This is a genomic window from Flavobacterium sp. GQ95, from assembly GCF_059758655.1.
In genome coordinates this window covers 672,488-692,586 of record NZ_JCAXEB010000001.1, presented here as the reverse complement: position 1 = coordinate 692,586, position 20,099 = coordinate 672,488, and the positions used below count along the sequence as shown (strand labels likewise).

The 20,099-nt window shown below is 30.3% G+C and carries 15 protein-coding genes; all 15 read right to left on the bottom strand.

Annotation, left to right across the window (positions count from 1 at the left end; all coding sequences use genetic code 11):
- Nucleotides 1-24: 24 nt before the first annotated feature.
- Nucleotides 25-1,503: a hypothetical protein gene (locus AC6CH4_RS02955; protein ID WP_498100008.1), complete on the bottom strand. Its 1,479-nt coding sequence runs from the start codon at nucleotides 1,501-1,503 to the stop codon at nucleotides 25-27.
- Nucleotides 1,493-2,044, bottom strand: a complete 552-nt coding sequence (locus AC6CH4_RS02950; RefSeq protein ID WP_498100006.1) for an RNA polymerase sigma factor — start codon at nucleotides 2,042-2,044, stop codon at nucleotides 1,493-1,495. The genes AC6CH4_RS02955 and AC6CH4_RS02950 overlap by 11 nt, the downstream gene beginning before the upstream one ends.
- 9 nt (nucleotides 2,045-2,053) lie before the next feature.
- Nucleotides 2,054-2,452, bottom strand: a complete 399-nt coding sequence (locus tag AC6CH4_RS02945) for a hypothetical protein (RefSeq protein WP_498100004.1) — start codon at nucleotides 2,450-2,452, stop codon at nucleotides 2,054-2,056.
- Between the two features lie 115 nt (nucleotides 2,453-2,567).
- Nucleotides 2,568-4,301 (bottom strand): hypothetical protein, encoded by a 1,734-nt coding sequence (locus tag AC6CH4_RS02940; RefSeq protein WP_498100002.1) that lies wholly within the window; start codon nucleotides 4,299-4,301, stop codon nucleotides 2,568-2,570.
- Nucleotides 4,289-5,488, bottom strand: coding sequence for a DUF4249 domain-containing protein (locus AC6CH4_RS02935; RefSeq protein WP_498100000.1), 1,200 nt, complete (start codon nucleotides 5,486-5,488; stop codon nucleotides 4,289-4,291). Before AC6CH4_RS02935 ends, AC6CH4_RS02940 begins: the two co-directional genes overlap by 13 nt.
- A gap of 4 nt (nucleotides 5,489-5,492) precedes the next feature.
- Nucleotides 5,493-8,234, bottom strand: coding sequence for a TonB-dependent receptor (locus AC6CH4_RS02930; RefSeq protein ID WP_498099998.1), 2,742 nt, complete (start codon nucleotides 8,232-8,234; stop codon nucleotides 5,493-5,495).
- A gap of 20 nt (nucleotides 8,235-8,254) precedes the next feature.
- Nucleotides 8,255-8,971: a hypothetical protein gene (locus AC6CH4_RS02925; RefSeq protein ID WP_498099996.1), complete on the bottom strand. Its 717-nt coding sequence runs from the start codon at nucleotides 8,969-8,971 to the stop codon at nucleotides 8,255-8,257.
- Between the two features lie 209 nt (nucleotides 8,972-9,180).
- Nucleotides 9,181-10,956 (bottom strand): hypothetical protein, encoded by a 1,776-nt coding sequence (locus AC6CH4_RS02920; RefSeq protein ID WP_498099994.1) that lies wholly within the window; start codon nucleotides 10,954-10,956, stop codon nucleotides 9,181-9,183.
- Nucleotides 10,944-12,170 carry a DUF4249 domain-containing protein gene (locus AC6CH4_RS02915; protein ID WP_498099992.1) on the bottom strand — a complete coding sequence of 409 codons (1,227 nt, stop codon included), beginning with the start codon at nucleotides 12,168-12,170 and terminating at the stop codon, nucleotides 10,944-10,946. Before AC6CH4_RS02915 ends, AC6CH4_RS02920 begins: the two co-directional genes overlap by 13 nt.
- A gap of 12 nt (nucleotides 12,171-12,182) precedes the next feature.
- A complete protein-coding gene (locus AC6CH4_RS02910) occupies nucleotides 12,183-14,960 on the bottom strand; it encodes a TonB-dependent receptor (RefSeq protein WP_498099990.1) in 2,778 nt (925 codons plus the stop codon).
- A 2-nt stretch (nucleotides 14,961-14,962) separates the two neighbouring features.
- Nucleotides 14,963-15,736 (bottom strand): hypothetical protein, encoded by a 774-nt coding sequence (locus AC6CH4_RS02905; protein WP_498099988.1) that lies wholly within the window; start codon nucleotides 15,734-15,736, stop codon nucleotides 14,963-14,965.
- Nucleotides 15,737-15,917: 181 nt separating this feature from the next.
- Complete coding sequence (locus tag AC6CH4_RS02900) at nucleotides 15,918-18,053, bottom strand: polyribonucleotide nucleotidyltransferase (RefSeq protein WP_056190137.1); 2,136 nt, start codon at nucleotides 18,051-18,053, stop codon at nucleotides 15,918-15,920.
- Between the two features lie 218 nt (nucleotides 18,054-18,271).
- Complete coding sequence (gene rpsO / locus AC6CH4_RS02895) at nucleotides 18,272-18,538, bottom strand: 30S ribosomal protein S15 (protein ID WP_029271792.1); 267 nt, start codon at nucleotides 18,536-18,538, stop codon at nucleotides 18,272-18,274.
- 90 nt (nucleotides 18,539-18,628) lie between these two features.
- Entirely contained in the window at nucleotides 18,629-19,579 is a 951-nt protein-coding gene (locus tag AC6CH4_RS02890; RefSeq protein WP_498099986.1) for an energy transducer TonB, read from the bottom strand.
- A 39-nt stretch (nucleotides 19,580-19,618) separates the two neighbouring features.
- On the bottom strand, nucleotides 19,619-20,074 hold the full coding sequence (locus tag AC6CH4_RS02885; protein WP_498099984.1) for an XrtF-associated fRMsr-like GAF protein: 456 nt from the start codon (nucleotides 20,072-20,074) through the stop codon (nucleotides 19,619-19,621).
- Nucleotides 20,075-20,099: the final 25 nt, after the last annotated feature.

Sequence of the window (20,099 nt, the reverse complement as noted above, 5' to 3'; positions counted from 1 at the left end):
GTTACAACAATTTGAAAAATATTTTTAAAATTTATAATTGACTCCCGTTTGTAAAGCAAAACTATAAGGCTTCGCATCGCCATTTTCTTTAAAAGTGCTCAAATAATACTTAAAAAGTGGATTTATATCTAAACCAAATTTATCGTTTAATTTATAACTGATACCTAGTCCTAAATTGTATGAAATATTAACGCCCGAAATGTTTTTTGCTTCGCCAATATGCTGCATTGAAACGTTTTCCGATTTTAAATAAAGTTGGTTTTTATCTAAAATTAAAAAGCTAAATCCGGTAAAAACATCCATTCCAATTTTAGTTTCATTCTTTATGATCGCATAATTAAATTCCATTGGAAGTTCATAATAAGAAAGTTTTTGTACTAAATCAATGTTATTAGAATTACCAAATGTTTGTTGTATGTTAACATCTGACTTTAATGCTATATTTTTGAAATTAGTAATTAAGTTTTGATCCAGCCTTGTTGAAATTTTTAAGTTTATCTTAGAAAATCCTGCCCTAAAACCAATTCTGTCATACATGTTTTTGACATATATTCCGTAATGAGAAGTTATGGGATGACTTTTTGATAGGTTATTCAATGTTGGATTAATCATCGATTCGCTGTTTAACGACCCAAAAATTGCTGGACCGTAAAAAATATGCACGCTAAAATCCGGGTTTGATTCCGTGGTTTTATTAATGTATTCTTTCTTTATATATTCTCTTTTTGGAGTTGTTGTTTTCTTTGAATTTAGACTGTCAATTTTTGCAATAGTGTCTTTTTTTATTTCGCAGATTTCGGGGACAATTTCTGTATTATTATATTTTAAAGTATCTTTTTCTGATATTCTATTTTTAGGATTTTTAACGATTAATGGCTTCGTTGCAATCTTTTTATTGTTCTTAGTACTATTATTTATAATAGTTTTTGTTGAATTTTTCTTTAAAGTTTTGTTCGTTTTAATTACTGCTTTTTTGCTTTTATTAAGACTTGGTTTGGTTGTTTTTTTTGCAGCACTTAATTTTAGCGGTTTTGTATTAATTTGTTCTTTTTTAATAACAACTTTATATTTTTTTACAACCTCATATTCTTCATATTCATTTGTGGTCGATACTAATTTGCTTGATTCTTTTACCAGTTTTATGCTTTTGGTTTTTTTAATTGTGGTAGTTTCGTCTGAGCCTGATTTTTTTAGATTTGGATTTGAATTTATACTTTGAACAGAAGTTTTATTTGATTTTGAATTTGAAACTTCAGTTTTTAATTCTTTTTTTGCTGAAACTTCTTGTTTTTGATTTTTATCTTGAAAATCAAAATTATAATAAAGTAATGATGATAAGAACGCAATAGCTGCCACGCTTGGAATTAACCAAAATAGAAGTCTTTTGTTTCTTTTTTTATTCAGATCTGTTTCAATTTTTGACCAAACAAAATCATTTGGAGTTTTATCCAAATCTGCTAATTTATTTTTGATCGCTTTTCCTATTTCAGTTCTATTTTCCATTTTTCTGCTTAGAATAATAAAATGTACTTTTTGATTTAATTTTTTCTTTCAAAATCTGTTTTGCTCTATGGAGGTTTGATTTCGAAGTGCTTTCAGAAATTGATAACATACTGGCAATTTCCTGATGCGAATAATCGTCTAATTCATATAAACTGAAAACCAATCTATATTGATGGGGGAGTTGCTGAACGAAAGATAATATTGTGTCAATGGAGAAATCTATTTCGTTTTCATCGATGCTATCATCTTGAGGATAATCATCTTTGATGGCTGTCAAAGTATAAGACTGCTTATATCTGGTTATAGCTTTATTAATGGTTATTCTTTTAATCCAACCTTCAAAAGTTCCATTTCCCTTGTAATTTTTTATATTGGTAAATATTTCAATAAAGGAGTCATGAAGGTTATCTTCAGCTTCAGCTTCATTAGGGCAATACTTAAGACTTAGCACAAAAAGAGTTTTTTTATACGTTTGGTATAATTCTTCTTGTGCTTTTCTATTTTGCTTGCTGCAATCCTTTATGAGTTGATCTAAATTCAATTTTTAGTATTATAATTTTGAGATTTCTACTGTACTCTGACAGGAGAATCCTTGCGCTCCTTTGCCGTATCCTGAAATGGTCCCTTTTGTGAAATCTTTAGCAAAATAAAAGGTTGCCTCGGTACCTTGTCCTTCTATTAAAATGATTGAACCACTAACTACAGTCCATTCGATGTCATCTAATTTGAAATTTGCTTTATAGGTATATTTATAACTGTTTCCCGCTTTAACTAATATTCTTCCATCAGTATCGCAGCACGTGCCGGTTGTTTTTATTTGATTACAGTCTGGATCTTGGTCTAAGTATTTACTTTCATCAACAGAATTCGCCTGATTATATGAATCATTACTGCATGAAAATGTAAATAATACCACTGTTGCTAAAATTATTGATGTGATTTTTTTCATAGCTTGATTTCTTTTTATAATTAATAGTATTTAAAAAATAAAAAGGTTGCGTATAAAACATAAAAAAACCCCGGTCCAAATTTTGAAACGAGGTTCTTAAAAATTATTTCTAATTTTAGTTTAAGTTAGATTCTTGAATTTCAATGATTTTATTTATAAAAACAGGTTTTCCATTAGCTGAAAATCCTTCCAAAATTATTTCGTATTTTCCTGCTACATCAGAGCTATAAAAAGAAATATTGGAGTTTGAGCCGCTCAAATCAACTTTTGGTATCCATAACAATTGATGTCTGTAATCCGGAATTCTTTCATTTTGATTGTTTGAGTAATCTGGCTGAAAATATTCTTTTTTATATTGAGGTCTTAAAAGTTCAGGTCTAAGTATAAAATTGCCTTTAAGATTAGTATCGTAATCTCCATTTTTGGTTGTAAATGAAACAATTCCATTAAATGATTTCGAACCATAATAATAAAGTCCTTTTACAACATTAACTTTATAAATATTTTTAGGATTGTAAGTGAACAATTCATTTACATTTTGAATAATTAATCCGTCAACTATTATTAGAGCTGGTATTGTCGATTCATAATTGGGGTCATAATCATAAACGTGTATCGAATAATTGTTGTTTTCTTTTTTAAAGTAAACACCTGCAACAACTTCTGTAATAGTTTCTGCCATGGTCGGGAATCGTGTAAATACATCCAATTTATATTCTTTCGATAAAGAGCCATAAAATGCAATACTATCATTAGGAATTATAGTGCTGTCTTTCTTTTTGGTATAATAAGCATTTTCGATTTGAGTCGAAACTAATCGCTCGGTTACATTGTTTACAAATTCGAAATTAAATTCAAAAACAGGGAAGTTTAAATTTGAAATATCTATGTCTTGAGGTTGATCCATTACAACTTTAAAATCTTCTTTGTTATCCTCAATAACCTGAACAATAATGTTTGAATTTGGATTCGGTTTTTCCAGGTTAAATTGGAATTTACCATGATCATCCGTTTTCGTTAATTTTAAAATATTGTTTTTGCCTACAATGGAAAGAGCTACTTTTTTATTTTTAATTTCCGTTGTGTTAGAGGATAATTTTCCACTTATAATTTCTCCACGTAACTCCGGAAGTGAAAAATTAGTATTGTTTATTTCATTGCTAAAATTTGTGTTTTGTTTTTTTGTTTGTAATTCATTGAAATTTATTTTATTTTGAGATAGTAAACCATCTGCTTTTCTAACAGATAAAATATAATTTCCTTTAGCAAATTCCTGAGAACCCGTATTTATTTTAAGTTCTATTTTATCTCTGTTTTTAAATATTCTGTTTTTTAAATCAAAAGAAATATTCTCATTCGTTACAATTTCTGATGATAGCGTTTTCTGAGAAATACTATTCTTTGATTTTTCTTTATAAGGATTTATTATAAAAATATCCTGAATAAAATATCCTGAAACGTTTTTGTTCAGCATCCAGTTCGTATAACCAATTATCTTATAGCTTCCGGTTTCCAATGTAGTTGGAATAAAAAAATCGCCATTTGAAATTCCGTTTTCAAGGAATAGTTTGTGAGTAAAAATGGTTTTCTTATTACTGTCTATTAGTTTTAGATAGGCAACTTTGCTATATTTTGATTGAATATTTGTTGTGCTATTTACACAGAAAAATTGGTAGAGTAAAGTTTCTCCGGTTAGGAATGAATTGCCATTTGTGCTAACGTAAATTGACTCGTTTAACTTTTTGTCAATTTCATTCAGTTCATTTATAGAATTGTTTTTCTGAGCAAAAGAAATTTGCTGAAAACTTACCATTAAAGCTATAACTAATATGTATTTTAATCTATCCAAAATGATGGTTTTATGTTTGATGAAAATGACGTACAATCTCCGCATTCGATAGGGTATAATAAATATTGAGTACCGTCATTTGGAAAAAAGACTTTGATTTTTGTTCTGATATATTCTACTATTAAATTTCCCTGGCAGCCTGCGTTTGGATTTGTTGAAAAGCAATAATTGAAAAAATATTGTCCAAGATCTATCTCTGGGATTTCGGTAGGACAATCATATGGATATGGTGGCTTCGTTATAGTAAAAAGATCTGTATAATTGAAAAATAATCTTTTTTCAGAACAAGACGATACATCAAAGTAGCCTATTACTTTTTCAGAAGGATTATCTACAGATTTAATATTTCCGTAAAAGAATCCTGGTTGTGTCTGAGATAAAATACTTCCATTGTTCGATATTTCTTTTAATGTTTCAGAAAAAGTATGAGCAGCCAAACTTTGAACATATTGTTTTACTAAAATGCTGTATCTATTCCTTATAAAATTATCTGTTCTAGGGATAAATCTAACAGGAAAATTGCTTACTTTATCTTCTGATAAGTGACTAGTACTAGTTAATAACAAAGTGTTTGATTTTTCTGTTGTATAGCAAATCCTGGCTTCAGTTGTTCTTGGTTGTAAACTCACGGCTCCGTTATTTACAACTAATTGTTCTCTAAACCATTTTGGGGCAATTATTTGAGAAGTTTCTTCATATTCATATCTGTAATATTTTGATGAATTAGTTGGGTCGGTACTATTTACAGTAATTTCTGCTCCAAGAATTCCTTCTTTAGTTATTGCTGCAACGTTCAAACTTTCAATCTGGGTTTGTTGCGGTAATTTTTCTGCGCTTGAAACGTATGATCTTCCATCTTGTGTGCGAATATGCAATTCATAAGTTCTGCCCGGACTTGCCTGAAATTGATTTATCGAAGTATAAGATGTTGCATTTTCTTTAAAATCATATTTGTTTCCCTGATCATCGGTCACAAAAACAATAGCTTTGGTTTCGAATGTTGGTATTTTTTCTTCAAGCTTATAGGTTCTGGTAAGTTTTATTTCCTGAGTTTTATATTGATCAGTTATAGTGGCTTCTATTGTAATAACATCATCAAATCCGTTAGTTTGATATTCATACGGAGTAGTACACCCAATAGTTGCTAAGAGTACTAATATTGTGAGAAATCTAAATAAGACTTTCATGACTTTAAAATTTAAAATTATAAGTAATAGTAGGAATGGGAACTGCAAAAATCGAGGTCTGATAGGCTTTTATCTGTCCGTCCTTTGTTACAAAAAAGATGGAGTAAGGATTATTTCTTCCCAATACATTGTAGATCGAAATATTCCAGAAACTATGTGCTAATTTTTTTATTTTATGATTTCCTTCAATGTTAAGTCCTATGTCAAGTCTGTAATAGTCAGGTATCCTATATTTATTTCGGTCACTGTACATTGTATATTCAGCACCTTGATAAGTATATTTACCAATTGGGTAGGTAACCGGTCTTCCGGTTTGATATACAAAATTAGACGAAAAACTATAGCGATGTGTAAATTTATAATTCATTACAATGCTAAAGTCATGTGGCTTGTCAAAATTGGTTGGGAAATATTCACCGTTATTTACTTTTTCATCATTAAACTGACTGTCTAATTTTATAAATGCTCTTGAATAAGTATATCCAATCCATCCATTAAGTCTTCCGTTAGGTTTTTTCAATAAAAATTCAACTCCATAAGCTTTTCCATCTCCTTGCAATAATTCGGTTTCTAAATCCTGATTTAAAAGAATATTAGCGCCTACTTTGTAATCTAAAATGTTTTTAGATGTTTTATAATATCCTTCCAGACTTAGTTCAATATCGTTATATTCTAGTTTTTTGAAAATTCCAAGAGAATATTGTAGTCCACTTTGAGGCTTAACATTTAAATCAGATAATTTCCAGGTATCAGTTGGTGATTGTGTTGTATTAGTTGTTAGCAAATGGATATACTGGTAGTTTTTGTCGAATCCTGCCTTTACAAATAAACTTTCATCAAAAATATAGCGCAAACCTATTCTCGGTTCAAAACCACCCGAGGTATTAATTACGTCATTATTGCCATATGTTTTTTCTTCAACAACAGTTGAAGGTGTCATAGGAACTCCTTCCTGATAAATTTTTTGTGTGGATGGACCTAAAGCCGCATATAAAGAATATCGGGCTCCAATATCCAGTAATAATTTTTCGGTTATGGTAAATTTATCAGAGAAAAACAGAGCCGATTCCAATCCTTTTTCATCATCAACTTTTTTAGGACTCACGATTGAAGTTGTACCATTGGGTGTTAATTCTCCCGGACTAATATTGTATAATTTGCTTTCGATTCCGTAAGTGAATTTATGTTTTTCATTAAATTCACTATTGAATTTTAAATCTACCTTAGTCTCATTTATTTTAAATTTAAACAGAAATGATTCAGGATTAGTTGATTCATAATTAATGCTGTATTTATAACCGCTGTTGGTAAAGTTTAATTCACTACTGTTTTTTTCGTTAAAAGCATGTTTCCATTTCAAAGAAACAAGACTATTGCTGTATTTATAAATAGAATCAGGAGTTATACTGTAAGCGTCTTTACTATAATATCCTGTTCCTTCTACCGAATTGTTTTTGTTTATTTTGTGACTGTATTTTGCAAATAAATCATAAAAAGAAGCCTGGCTATTTTTTAGATTTTCATCATCAAGTTGCTTTAGAATCCAATCTGAATACGTGGCTCTTCCGCCCACTAATAAACTTGCTTTGTCTTTTACAACAGGAATTGAAACTGTAAGATTGCTTGTTACCGGGCCAATCCCGCCTTCTCCTGAGATTTTTTCTGTATTTCCATTTTTAGAAACAATATCAAAAACAGAAGATAATCTACCTCCGAATTCTGGTGGTATTCCGCCTTTATAAATATCAACTTTGTTTATTGTATATGGATTTACAGATGAGAAAAATCCAAAAAGATGCGTAGGATTATAGATGGTTGCATTGTCTAATAATATCAGGTTCTGATCTTCTTTTCCTCCTCTGACATTAAATCCTGAAGAACCTTCACCAGCAGTTTTTATTCCGGGAATAGTTAATGCAACTTTAAAAATATCACGCTCTCCAAGTACTAATGGGATATTTTTAATTCCCTCAGCTTCAATAGTTGTTACCCCTGTAATAGCGGTTCTGATATTTTGGCTGTCTTTCCCTTTTACCAATACTTCATCTAATTGATTTATTTTTTCGATAATCGAAAAATCTAAAGTACCGTTACTATAAATCATGATTTTTCGGGAAGCACTATTATGAAATATAGATTCAATTTCTATTGTGCTTAGTCCTGTCGGAAGTTTTAAACTGTAAAACCCTTCAGCATTTGTAATAGTCGATATTGCAGTATTTTTTGCTTTTACCGTTATATCTGCCAGAGGTTTACCATCTTTTAAATCCGTAATATGACCAGAAAGTGTATAAAGTTCAACATCTGAATCTAAAGTTTCTTTACCAATTAATGCAATTGGTGCTGCTGCTTTTGATTTATTTCTTTTAAGGGAATCATATTGTTGAAAAAAGATTGGCGCATTAGAATCTTTTGTACCATTACTTGGTAATTTGCTATAAATGATACTGTTTTTGGTTAGTACGATTTTATTTTTATTAATGAAAAAATTAAGGTCGGTATCTTCTAAAACTTTTGATAATAATTCTTCAATAGTCTTATTTGAGTAATCGCCTGAAATTAAAACAGTATTGTCCAACCAATCGTCCTGGAAATAAAATTTATAATTGGTAGAGGCTTCAATTTTTTTTAAAACATCAACTCTGCTGATGTTGTTGTAATTAATGTTAATCGTGTTTTTTTGAACTTGCGAATACATTAATTGATTAAAACCGAAAAATAATAAAAGGATAGTAAATATTCTCATTTGGATGATTTCTGCAAATTTTAATTATTAATGTATTTGATAAGGTTTTTCATGAATAGAGAAGGATTACCTTTTCTTAAGTCTCTATTCATAAGATAGAAATCATTTATTTTTCTTTTACTGTCAGGAAACAGCGTTATAATTTCTTTTTTTTCACTTATCAAATTATACTTGTTTTCTTTCAATAAGATAAACTCGTATTTTGGTATATAATCAATTAAATTAATTTCATCCTTGGCACTTTTCTTTTTTTCTTTATAATATTTGATATAAAGCTTGATATTATTTTTAATTAATACTTCTTCATAATACCCACCTTTAAAAATTGCCGTATTTAATTCTTTAAGGTTAGTAAATTTCTCATTGCCAATAGTAAAAGATTTGATTTTATCTTTCACAAGGTTTATTTTGGTTGTATTAGCTTCATCATAAGGTCTTAAAACTAATTCGTCACTATAAATATCGTATTTCAAAAACAAATCAAAATAGATTTGCTCATCGTAATTAATGCTTCCTTTCTTGAATTCATCAGTTAAGTAACGATTTTGATTAGTAGGAGTCTTGTCAAAATTTAAATGTGCTAATCCATTTTTGAAGTCCAGAGATTCTAAACCTAAATTTTTGTCGAACCAATTATAGACTATAATATCATCATTTGTTTGACTTTGGGCGTGGTAAATATTTAAGAATAATCCAAATAAAACAAGGAAAATAGTTTTTTGTTGATGATTTTTCAAAGGATTGGCCGTTTAAGTGATTTGTTTTGGTTGATTTCAAAAGTATTAAAAAAATGTTATAGATTATGACTGCATATGTTAAAATGTGATAAAATATTTGTTTTTATTAACGAAAAATCCCAATTCAAATAAATGAATTGGGATTTTTTATGAAAAAACCTTTTTAAAATAAGGTCTATAATTCTTAATATGAGAAAAACTAAATCTTTTTAATTAGCAGTTACATTTTTCACTTCGATAGTTTCTTTTAAAGAAACTGGAATTCCTTTTTCCGTAAATCCTTCCAAATTTATTTCATAAACTCCAGGTACATCAGAGGTGAAAAAATAAATTATATTTTCAGCTTTTTCTAATGTTAATTCAGGTTGCCAAAGCAATTGATATCTATAATCAGGAATTCTGTCATATTTAGTTCGGTCTGTATAATCTTGTTTAAAATATATAGTTTTATTTAGCGGTCTTTGAATTTCGGACTTTAGAATGTAGCTGCCTGTTGTTTTACTCAGGTAATCTTTATTTTTTGTAGTAATGCTAATGATACCATTAAATGCTTTTGGTCCATAAAGATAAATTCCGGGAACAACACTAACCTTGTATATATTCTCAGTTTTATAATCAACTAATTCATTAACATTTTGAATTAATAATCCGTCGACTAGTACCAACGCAGGTTCTGAAAAATATTTTAAATCGTAATTTATATCTCTCACATTTAATGTGAAATTATTATTTTCTTCACGATAATAAACTTCTTTAATCACCTCTGTAACTGTTTCTTTTAAACTTGGAAATTTTGTGTAGTCTTCAAGAATGTATTCTTTTTCTAACGGATGGTAAAAAGGAGTTGTTTTAGTGTTGCTTTCTATACTATCTTTTTTGATAGAATAATAGTTATTCTCAATTTGATTTGCAATTGATCTCTCTTCAATACTTTTTTTGTAATCAGAAGTAAGATTTAGTTCATTTATAAATTTCAATTTTGACAAGTCGTATCCTTTATCTTTATCAATTTCTATTTTGTAATCATTTTTATCATTTTCAACAACCTGAAAAATTGCATTAGGATAATTTGGATTTTTATCTAAAATAAAATTGAATTTACCATGTTCATTAGTTTCGGCAATTTTAAAAGCAAAACCTGTTCCTGGTATTGATAATGCCACGTCTTTACCCGCAATTTGTTTTGGGTCTTTTGTATTTGTAATGCTGCCAGAGATTATTTCTCCTCTAAGTTCAGGTAAAAATAGTATACTATCATTAACTGTGTTTGCTAATTGATTATCAGTATTTGATTTTGCAAATTCATAAGAATTCATTGGTTTTATTCCTGGTAAATTGTCTATTTTTTTTATGGAAAGTGAAAAACTTCCTTTATTAATAATAGAATTAGATGATCTTATTTTAAGTAAAATTTGCTCTCTTTTTGCTGCTGTCTTTTTATCCAATTCTAAAGTAAAAGATTCATCTTTTGGTTGGTTATTACTCAATCCAGCCTGTGGAATTGTTACTTTTTGAGTATTAGGATCTTTATTTACATAGTTGTTTTTATTTGTTGAATAAGGATTTATTACAAAAAGCTCTGTCTCAGAAATTTTTGAATCTTTTTTGTTCAACATCCAGTTGGTGTAGGCAATCAGTTTATAATTTCCTGTGGTAAATGTTGTCGGAATAAAAAAATCACCTTGCCCAGTTGCATTGTCAAGATAAATTTTGTTCATTAAAACAACCTGATTTTTGTCGTTAACAATTTCTACATGAGCTATTTTGCTTATGTTGCTTAAGTGATTGTTCGCTGGATTTACACAATAAAGCTTACAATGTAATGTCTCACCAACAACTAAAGTTGTGGTGTTTAAATGAACAAATATATTTTCGCTCGTCGCTTTGTTTATAGTTTCATTTTTGCTTAATGAACTATTCTGTGCAATAGCAGGAGGAAGTGCCATTAACATCACGATACTTATTATTTTTTTTAATCTATCCAAAATAAAGGTTTAATGTTAGATGAAATTTTGGTGCAGTCGCCACAAGGTGAGGGAACAAATATAATTACTTCCATATTATCTCGAGATCCATAAAATATTTTCTCAGGTACAGGTGATTTAATTAAGGCAAGTATTGTTGAGCCCGCACAACCTTTGGCGTCCCAACAGTTTAATAATTCTGCTGATGTACAGTCATAAGCAAATGGCGGATACGGATCATCTGCAAATAACGCTCTAAAATCTACAAAGATTCTTTTTGATGAAACAGAAGACACTTCAAAATAACCGATTACCTTCTCATCAGGATTGTCATCAGATTTTAAATTACCGTAATTAAATCCGGGTTGAACCTGAGAAAAAAGACTTGAAGATGTAGAGAGGGTTTTTAGAGTGGTATAATACGTATACGATTCTAAGTTTTGAATATATTGACGTACAATAATACTGTAGCGCTCATTAAGTACCGGATTTTTGATATCTATAAATCTTATTGGGAGATTGATACGGTCTTCACTCAAACCCACTGTACTCAAGAGAATCAAATCATCTGATTTTTTTGTCGAATAGCATATTCTGGTTTCGCCTTCCCTTGGAACAATAAGATATTTTGGTTCCTCTATGTTTGGACTGTTTGGATCTACTATAAGTTTATTACGATTCCAATAAGGAGATACTACTTTGTATGTTTCTTCATATTCGTATCTGTAAAACCGTGATTTTCCGTTTGGATCAAAGCTACTTACCATTATTTGTACGCCTTTATTTCCATCAATAGTTGCTGCTTTTGACTCTACCTCAATTTCATTAACTTCGGTTAAAGTTTGTGCTGCAGAGGAATACGATTTTCCGTCTTTTGTTATAATGTTTAAGCGATATGATTTTCCTGGAATTGCCTGAAAATCATTTTTTGAGACATAAAGACCCGAAAATTCCTCAAGTTCAAACTCAAAAGTATTTTTGTCGCTGTCAGTTACATAAACATTTGCTCCTTTTTCAAAAGTTGGTCCATTTTCTTCAAGACGATATGACCTGGTAATTTTTATTTCCTGTTTTTTTAATTCATTTGTAATATTTGCCTGAACTACAAGTATACTTTCAAACGTAGAATTTGTTTGAAAAACGTATTGCTCTGTACAACTACCAATAGAAAGACAAAAAAGTATTAAAACAAATGTCTTATATAAAAGTCTGATAGGTCTGATTATAAATTTCATTTATTCTAATTATTAAAATTTGACATTATAAGTTATGGTCGGTATCGGCACAGAAAATATAGAAGTTTTATAAGCTTTTATCTGACCATCTGTTGTAATAAAAAAGATAGAATAAGGATTATTTCTTCCTAAGACATTATAGACAGATATATTCCAGAAACTATGTGATAATTTTTTTATTTTATGGTTGCCTTCAATATTAAAACCAAGATCTAGTCTGTAATAATCAGGAATTCTAAATTTGTTTCGATCACTATATAAGGTGTATTCCATGCCATTATAAATATAACTTCCAATAGGATAGGTAATTGGTCGTCCTGATTGATATACAAAATTACCAGATAAACTATATCTTTTGGTGAATTTATAATTTAAAACAGCACTTACTTCATGAGGTTTGTCGAAGTTTGTTGGAAAATAATGTCCATTGTTAACTTTTTCATCAATGAACTCGGTGTTTATTCTAATAAAAGTTCGGGAATAAGTATATCCTAACCAACCATTAAGTTTTCCTGCGTTCTTTTTTAATAATACTTCAACTCCGTATGCCTTTCCTTCGCCTTGTAAAAGTTGAGTTTCGGTATTTTCATTTAGTAACAATTCAGATCCCACTTTATAGTCTAATAAATTATTTGATTTTTTATAATAACCTTCTAAACTTAGTTCGATATTATCATTATCAAGATTTTTATAAAAGCCCAATGAAAATTGTTGTGCTTCTTGTGGAGCAATATTTAAATCAGACAGCTTCCACGAGTCAGTTGGTGATTGTGTAGTATTATTTGTTAGTAAATGAATGTATTGAAAGGTTTTGTCATAACTTGCTTTCACAGAGAAATCATCAGTAAACAAATAACGTGCTGCTATTCTTGGTTCGAAACCGCCATAAGTTTTAATGACTTCATTTTTCTTATAATGCTGTGTTCCAATAACGGTATTGTCATTAACGGGCGCATTACTTTCGTAAATTCTTTGCGTAGATTCACCAAGTGCAGAATATGTAGAGTAACGTAATCCCATGCTAATTAATATTTTTTCACTAAGCGTGTAATTGTCTGAAAAATATATTGCCGATTCCAAAGCTTTTTCATCTTCTATATTTACTGGAATTATGGTTGATTTAGGATCTTTCGGATTAAGATATCCCGGATCAACATTATAAAGTTTGCTTGAGACACCATAGTTAAAGGCATGTTTACTATTGAGTGCATAATTAGCATTGGCTATAAATTGGGTTTCATTTAATTTGTACCCATAATCAAAAGAATTTGGAGTTCCGTTATTATAGTCAATATTAAATTTATAATTACTATTGGTAAATATTAAGTCGGCCTTGCTTTTGCTACTAAAGGCGTGATTCCATTTCAATGAAACCAATGCATTACTATATTTATAAACCGAATCAGAAGAAATACTAAAACGATCTTTACTATAATATAGCGTAGATTCAATATTGTTATTGGTATTTATTTTGTGATTGTATTTTATAATTCCATCAAAAAATGCTGCCTGACTATTTTTTAAGGATTCATCATCCAGCGTTTTTAAAATCCATTCGGAATAAGTAGTTCTTACACCAACTAATAAACTGGATTTGTTTTTTACTATTGGAGTTCCTATGGTAAGATTACTTGTGACAGAGCCAATTCCACCTTCACCAGAGAATTTCTCGGGATTGCCATTTTTAGAAGCAATGTCAAAAACAGAAGATAATCTTCCGCCAAACCTCGCAGGAATACTACCTTTATATATGTCTACTTTGCTTGTCGTATAAGGATTAACAGCAGAGAAAAAACCTAAAAAGTGAGAGGTATTATATAAAACTGCATTGTCTAAAAGAATTAAATTTTGATCGTCTTTTCCTCCTCTAACATTAAATCCTGCAGAACCTTCTCCTGTAGTTTTTATTCCTGGTAAGGTTGTAGCAACTCTAAAAATGTCTCTTTCGCCAAGAACAAGAGGGATATTTTTTATTCCTTCAACATCAATGCTGGAAACCCCTGCAATAACATTTTTTACATTTTTGTCTGCATTCTTCTTTATAATGACTTCGTCTAATTCGTTTATACTTTCATATAAAGTAATGTCTAATTGACCATTATCATAAACCATTAGGGTTTCTACTTCTTTCTTGAAATTGATCGATTCGATTTCGATGTAATTAAGCCCAAATGGTACCTGAAGCGCATAATAGCCTTCATTATTAGTTACCGTACTTATGCTTTGATCACGAACTTTAATGCTTACATTAGAAACTGTTTTTCCTGTTTTTTTATTTTTTATAAATCCCGAAAGTGTATAGAATTTGGATTCCCTACCTTTTTTTTCTTTTCCAATATAGGTAATGCCTGAATTAATATTATTGTGTTTTAATGTATCATATTGTTGCTGAAATACAGGTTTTGCTAAAACGACAGCTTCAACCTTGTTTGGCTGGGTAGTAGTCGAAGGTTCAAAATAATCATCAGGTAGCGAATCGTAAATAATGCTGTTTTTTATCAGGATTATTTCTTTATCAGTTATAAAATAATTGAGATCGGTTTTCTCAAAAATACTGGTTAATATATCTTCAATTGAAGTATTCTCGTATTTTTTATTAATGATAATGGTTTCGTTTTTAAACCAGGCCTGATTGAAATAAAATTTATAACCAGTATTTTTTTCAATAGCTTCTAATGCTGATTTTAAATCTGTATTGTTAAATTCAACAGATATTTTTTTTGTTTTTTCCTGACTAAAAGATAATGCATGAAAAGTTAATAAAAATAGCGCTAGTATAATTTTTCTCATTTTTAATTGGATACATTATTGGAAATAGTGTTTATTTCTTTTATTAAATTTTCAATAAAAACTTTATTATCTGATTCCTCTACTTGAACATTCTTAGTGTAATAATTTTTTATTTTGCTTTTATATTCTGGAAAAATTTTGATAACGTCACTTTTTGAACTTATTCTATAATAGGCATCTTTGTATTTTAAAATAAATTCATTTTTTTCTTTAAACTCATCTGTGCTATTTTGATTAACCCCATCAGAAATAGTTTTGGTGTCAATTACTTTTGTTCTGCTTTTATGATGTTTAATATAAAGAATGTTGTCTTTAGAAAAGATAATTTCCTGATAATAGCCAGTCATATCTGCCGGACATGAAGGATTGTTGTAATTAATATTAACAAACTGCTTGTTGTAAATGTTGAATCGGGCGGTTTTTTCTTTAATGACATTTATTCCCATATAGTCAAATTCGCCAATTGGCCTACAAACTAAGATATCATTATTAACATCGTATTTAAGTTCGACATTATAATAATCCTGATCTTCATATTTAAGAGAACCAGTGGTAAATTTTCCTGAAATATAATAACTATGGCTATTGTCCAGCGTTCTGTAATAATTTACATGACGGGAACCATTATAAATGGCTAAATTTTCTTTGCCGATTGTAGTGTCAAACCAATTATTGATGGGAGTTTTATCGTGGATTGTTTGACTGTGAGTGGCGTAAATGTTTAAGAATAATCCAAATAAAGTAAGGAAAATCGATTTTTTTTGATAATTTTTCAAAGGATTCTGTGGCTTTTGATGAATTGTTTTGGTAATTTCAAAAGTATCAAAAAAATGTTACAAATTTCACGTTTAAGTGTTAAATTGTAATATAATATATATGTTTTAAAACGAAAAACCCCAATTCAAATAAATGAATTGGGGTTTTCTATGAATAAACCTTTAGTAAACTAAGATCTGATTACTCTTTTTTCTCCTCACGTGGAGGTCTTTGTAAAAGTGCTTTTCTTGACACTTTTTCTTTTTTAGTTTTAGGATCAACACCTAAGTATTTCACTTCAAAAACATCACCCATGTTAACTACATCAGTAACATTTTCAGTGCGTTCCCAAGCTAACTCAGATACGTGTAATAAAACTTCATTTCCTGGTGCAGCAGTATATTCAACTACAGCTCCAAAATCTAACATTTTAATTACTTTTACTTCGTAAGCTTCTCCCATTTGTGGTTTAAAAGTGATTGACTTAATTTTAGCCAATACTGCTTCAATTCCAGCAGGATCTGTACCTAAGATTTCGATAACACCTTCTTCGTTTACTTCGTTGATTACAATAGTTGTTCCAGTAGCTTTTTGTAATTCCTGAATTACTTTTCCTCCAGGTCCAATTAATGCTCCAATAAAGTTTCCAGGAATAGTTCTGGTAATGATTTTAGGAGAATGTGCTTTAACATCTGCATTTGGTTTTGCAAGAGTTTCAAGTAATTTTCCTAAAATATGCAAACGTCCATCACGAGCCTGAGCTAAAGCCTGCTCCATGATTTCGTATTTCAATCCGTCAATTTTGATGTCCATTTGACAAGCTGTAATACCTTCTGAAGTTCCAGTTACCTTGAAATCCATATCTCCTAAATGATCTTCATCACCTAAAATATCAGATAAAACTGCAAAACGCTCACCATCAGTAATCAATCCCATCGCAATTCCAGAAACTGGACGAATCATTTGAATACCAGCATCCATTAATGCTAATGTTCCAGCACAAACTGTTGCCATAGAAGATGAACCATTTGATTCCAATACTTCAGAGACAACTCTGATTGTATATGGATTTTCAACAGGAATCATGTTTTTCAAAGCTCTTTGTGCAAGATTTCCATGTCCAACTTCTCTTCTTGAAGTTCCTCTTAACGGACGAGCTTCTCCTGTAGAAAATGGTGGGAAGTTATAATGCAAATAAAATTTTTCTTCTCCTTGTTCAGATGGTGAATCAATTTGGTTTGCTTCTCTAGACGTTCCTAAAGTTGCTGTTGCCAAAGCTTGAGTTTCTCCACGCGTAAATAATGCTGAACCGTGAACAGATGGTAAATAATCTACTTCACACCAGATTGGTCTGATTTCTGTAGTCTTTCTTCCGTCAAGACGAGTTCCTAAATCTAAAGTTACATTACGAACAGCTTCTTTATTAGTTTTATAGAAGTATTTAGAAACTAAATCTCCGTTTTCTGCCAATTCTTCTTCCGTAAATAATGCTTTTACTTCTTCTTTTACAGCATCAAATGCAGCAGAACGTTCATGTTTAGCTGAACCTTTGCTTGCAATGGCGTAAATCTTATCATAAGCCGCTGCTTTTACTTTTGCGTAAATGGCATCGTCTGTTTTTTCAGTTTCATAAGTACGAACTTCTTTTTTTCCAAAAGCAGCAGCTAATCTTTCCTGCGCTGCAATTTGTACTTTAATATGTTCGTGAGCAAATTTAATTGCTTCTAACATTTCTGCTTCTGAGATTTCTTTCATTTCTCCTTCTACCATTGCGATAGAATCGGTCGAAGCTCCAATCATCATATCAATATCAGATAATTCTAATTGTGCACGAGATGGATTGATGATAAATTGACCGTCAATTCTTCCAACTCTAGCTTCAGAAATTAAAGTTTCGAAAGGAATGTCAGACAAAGCAAGTGCTGCCGAAGCTGCCAATCCTGCTAGTGCATCTGGCATAACTTCATCATCATGAGACATTAATTGAATCATAACCTGAACTTCTGCGTGATAATCACTTGGGAAAAGTGGACGCAAAACACGGTCAACTAATCTCATTGTTAATACTTCGCTATCACTAGGGCGAGCTTCTCTTTTAAAGAAACCTCCAGGAAAACGACCTGCTGCTGCAAATTTTTCGCGATAATCTACCGTCAATGGTAAAAAATCGATACCTGGGCTTGCTTTTCTTGATGATACAACTGTTCCTAAAATGACAGTTTTACCAATTCTTACTACTACAGAACCATCAGCTTGTTTAGCTAAACGACCCGTCTCGATTGTGATGCTTCTGCCATCACCTAAATCGATCTTTTCTACAAATAATTGTGGAATCATAATTTTTCCTTATTGGTTATACAATGGGTTTTAGTTGTGTTGTAGTTGTTGTGTGTAGTTGTTGTTTCTAAAACCCAATGAAAAACCAAACTTTTTTTAATGTCAATATCAATTTCAAAAATCAATATTAATGTGTTTGTAAAGTTAAAAATCTAAAATCTGATTTTTAAAATTTTAAATAAAAAAAGAGGCACTTTCGCACCTCTTTCCTATATTGATTATTTTCTGATATTCAATACTTTGATAATCTCACGATATCTGTTGATTTCTTTCTTTTTCAAGTAATCCAACAAAGCTCTTCTTTTACCTACTAATAGTACAAGTGAACGCTCAGTGTTGTAATCGTGACGATTTTTTTTCAAGTGCTCAGTTAAGTGTGAAATTCTGTAAGTGAACAATGCAATCTGACCTTCTGCACTTCCAGTGTTTGTAGCACTTCCATGTTGTGCAAAAATCTCTTCTTTCTTTTCTTTAGTTAAATACATTCCAATATTATTTAATGATTTTTATGTATGTCTTTACAACTTTTGTAAGACGGGTGCAAAATTAGAACTTTTTTTTGAAAAAAAAGAATTTTATCTCCCATTTTTTGTAATTGTGATAGGTAAGGAGTAAAATGCCCTTTCCGGAATGCCTCTTTTTAAACCCGGATTCCATTTTTTTGCATTCTTAATCACGTTAAGAACGCTTTCGTCTATTCCATAGCCAACACCTTTTAGTATTTTAGGATCAACAAGCGTTCCATCCTTATCTACTATAAAGGTCATGTATATTTTTCCTGTTACATCTCGGGCGTCAGCCGGAATAATAATTGATTTTGCCACATAACTATAAAAAGAATTTATACCTTTTTTAGGAGTAGGACGCTGTTCGATAGTGGTATATGGATGTTCAATATTTAATGAATCTATGCTTACTCCTGAAACGAGTTTTCCGTTTTGATGATTTTCTGTAAAGCTATATTTTGATTTTAGAGATTTTCCTTTCCAAATTCCATCTCGCAAACCATCCTTTACTTTTCCGGCTTCTTCAATAAACTTATCCTTGTATTCCATATCCCCATTACCGGAAATTATTTTTTGTTCCTTTTTATCGTTCCAGTAATTATTGAGTTTATAATTGGTTTCGTTGTTTTTATTGGTATAATACTCAAATTCAGACTGTATATTTCCGTTTTCATACCAGTTGAATTCTTTACCTGTTTTTTTATTATCTAAATAATTAACAGTTGATTTTTTGTTGCCATTTTCATAATAGTAAACAAACTGGCCTTGACGTTTAAGTATATCTTTATCAGATGAAGTTCCTATCGTTTTTAAAGCTTTAGATTTGTAATATTCTTTAATGATGTAGGATTTTTTTTCTGAATAATATTCTTCGACAATTCTAATATACTTATAGTTGTCCTCAGTGCTTTCAACCCAGCTAGAATCCAGATAAATTATTTTGCCTGCCGGAATTGCAGTTTGAGAAAATAGTTTTGTAGAAATTGCGAAAAAAAAGAATACACGTAAAATTAGTTTCATAAAATGATTAAAAGTAAAGTTTACGCGAATGTATTATTTTTAGTACAATTTAGCAACCTCTTGATTTACAAACTCCAAAAATCTTTCGTCAGCTTCAGTAAACGGATCAATAACATGGCTGTCAATATCGATCTGGCCAATATTTACTCCATTTACAAATAAAGGAACCACAATTTCAGACTTTACTGTAAAGCTGCAAGCAATATAATTGTCCTGAGCGGCAACGTCCGGAACAACAAAATTAGCATTGCTTTCTGCAACTTGTCCACAGATACCTTTGCCAAAAGGAATTACAGTATGATCTGTTTCTGTCCCTACATAAGGACCAAGATGTAAGGTTTTATTTTCGTGATTCGCAAAATAAAATCCAACCCAGTTGTAATATTCTACATTTTCGTTTAATAGCTGGCATATTGCCAATAATTTTTCGTCTCTAACGTTATTATTATCAGCAACAATAGCGCTTATTTTTGGTTGTAATTCCTGAAATGTCATGATATAAAAATTTTATACAAAAGTA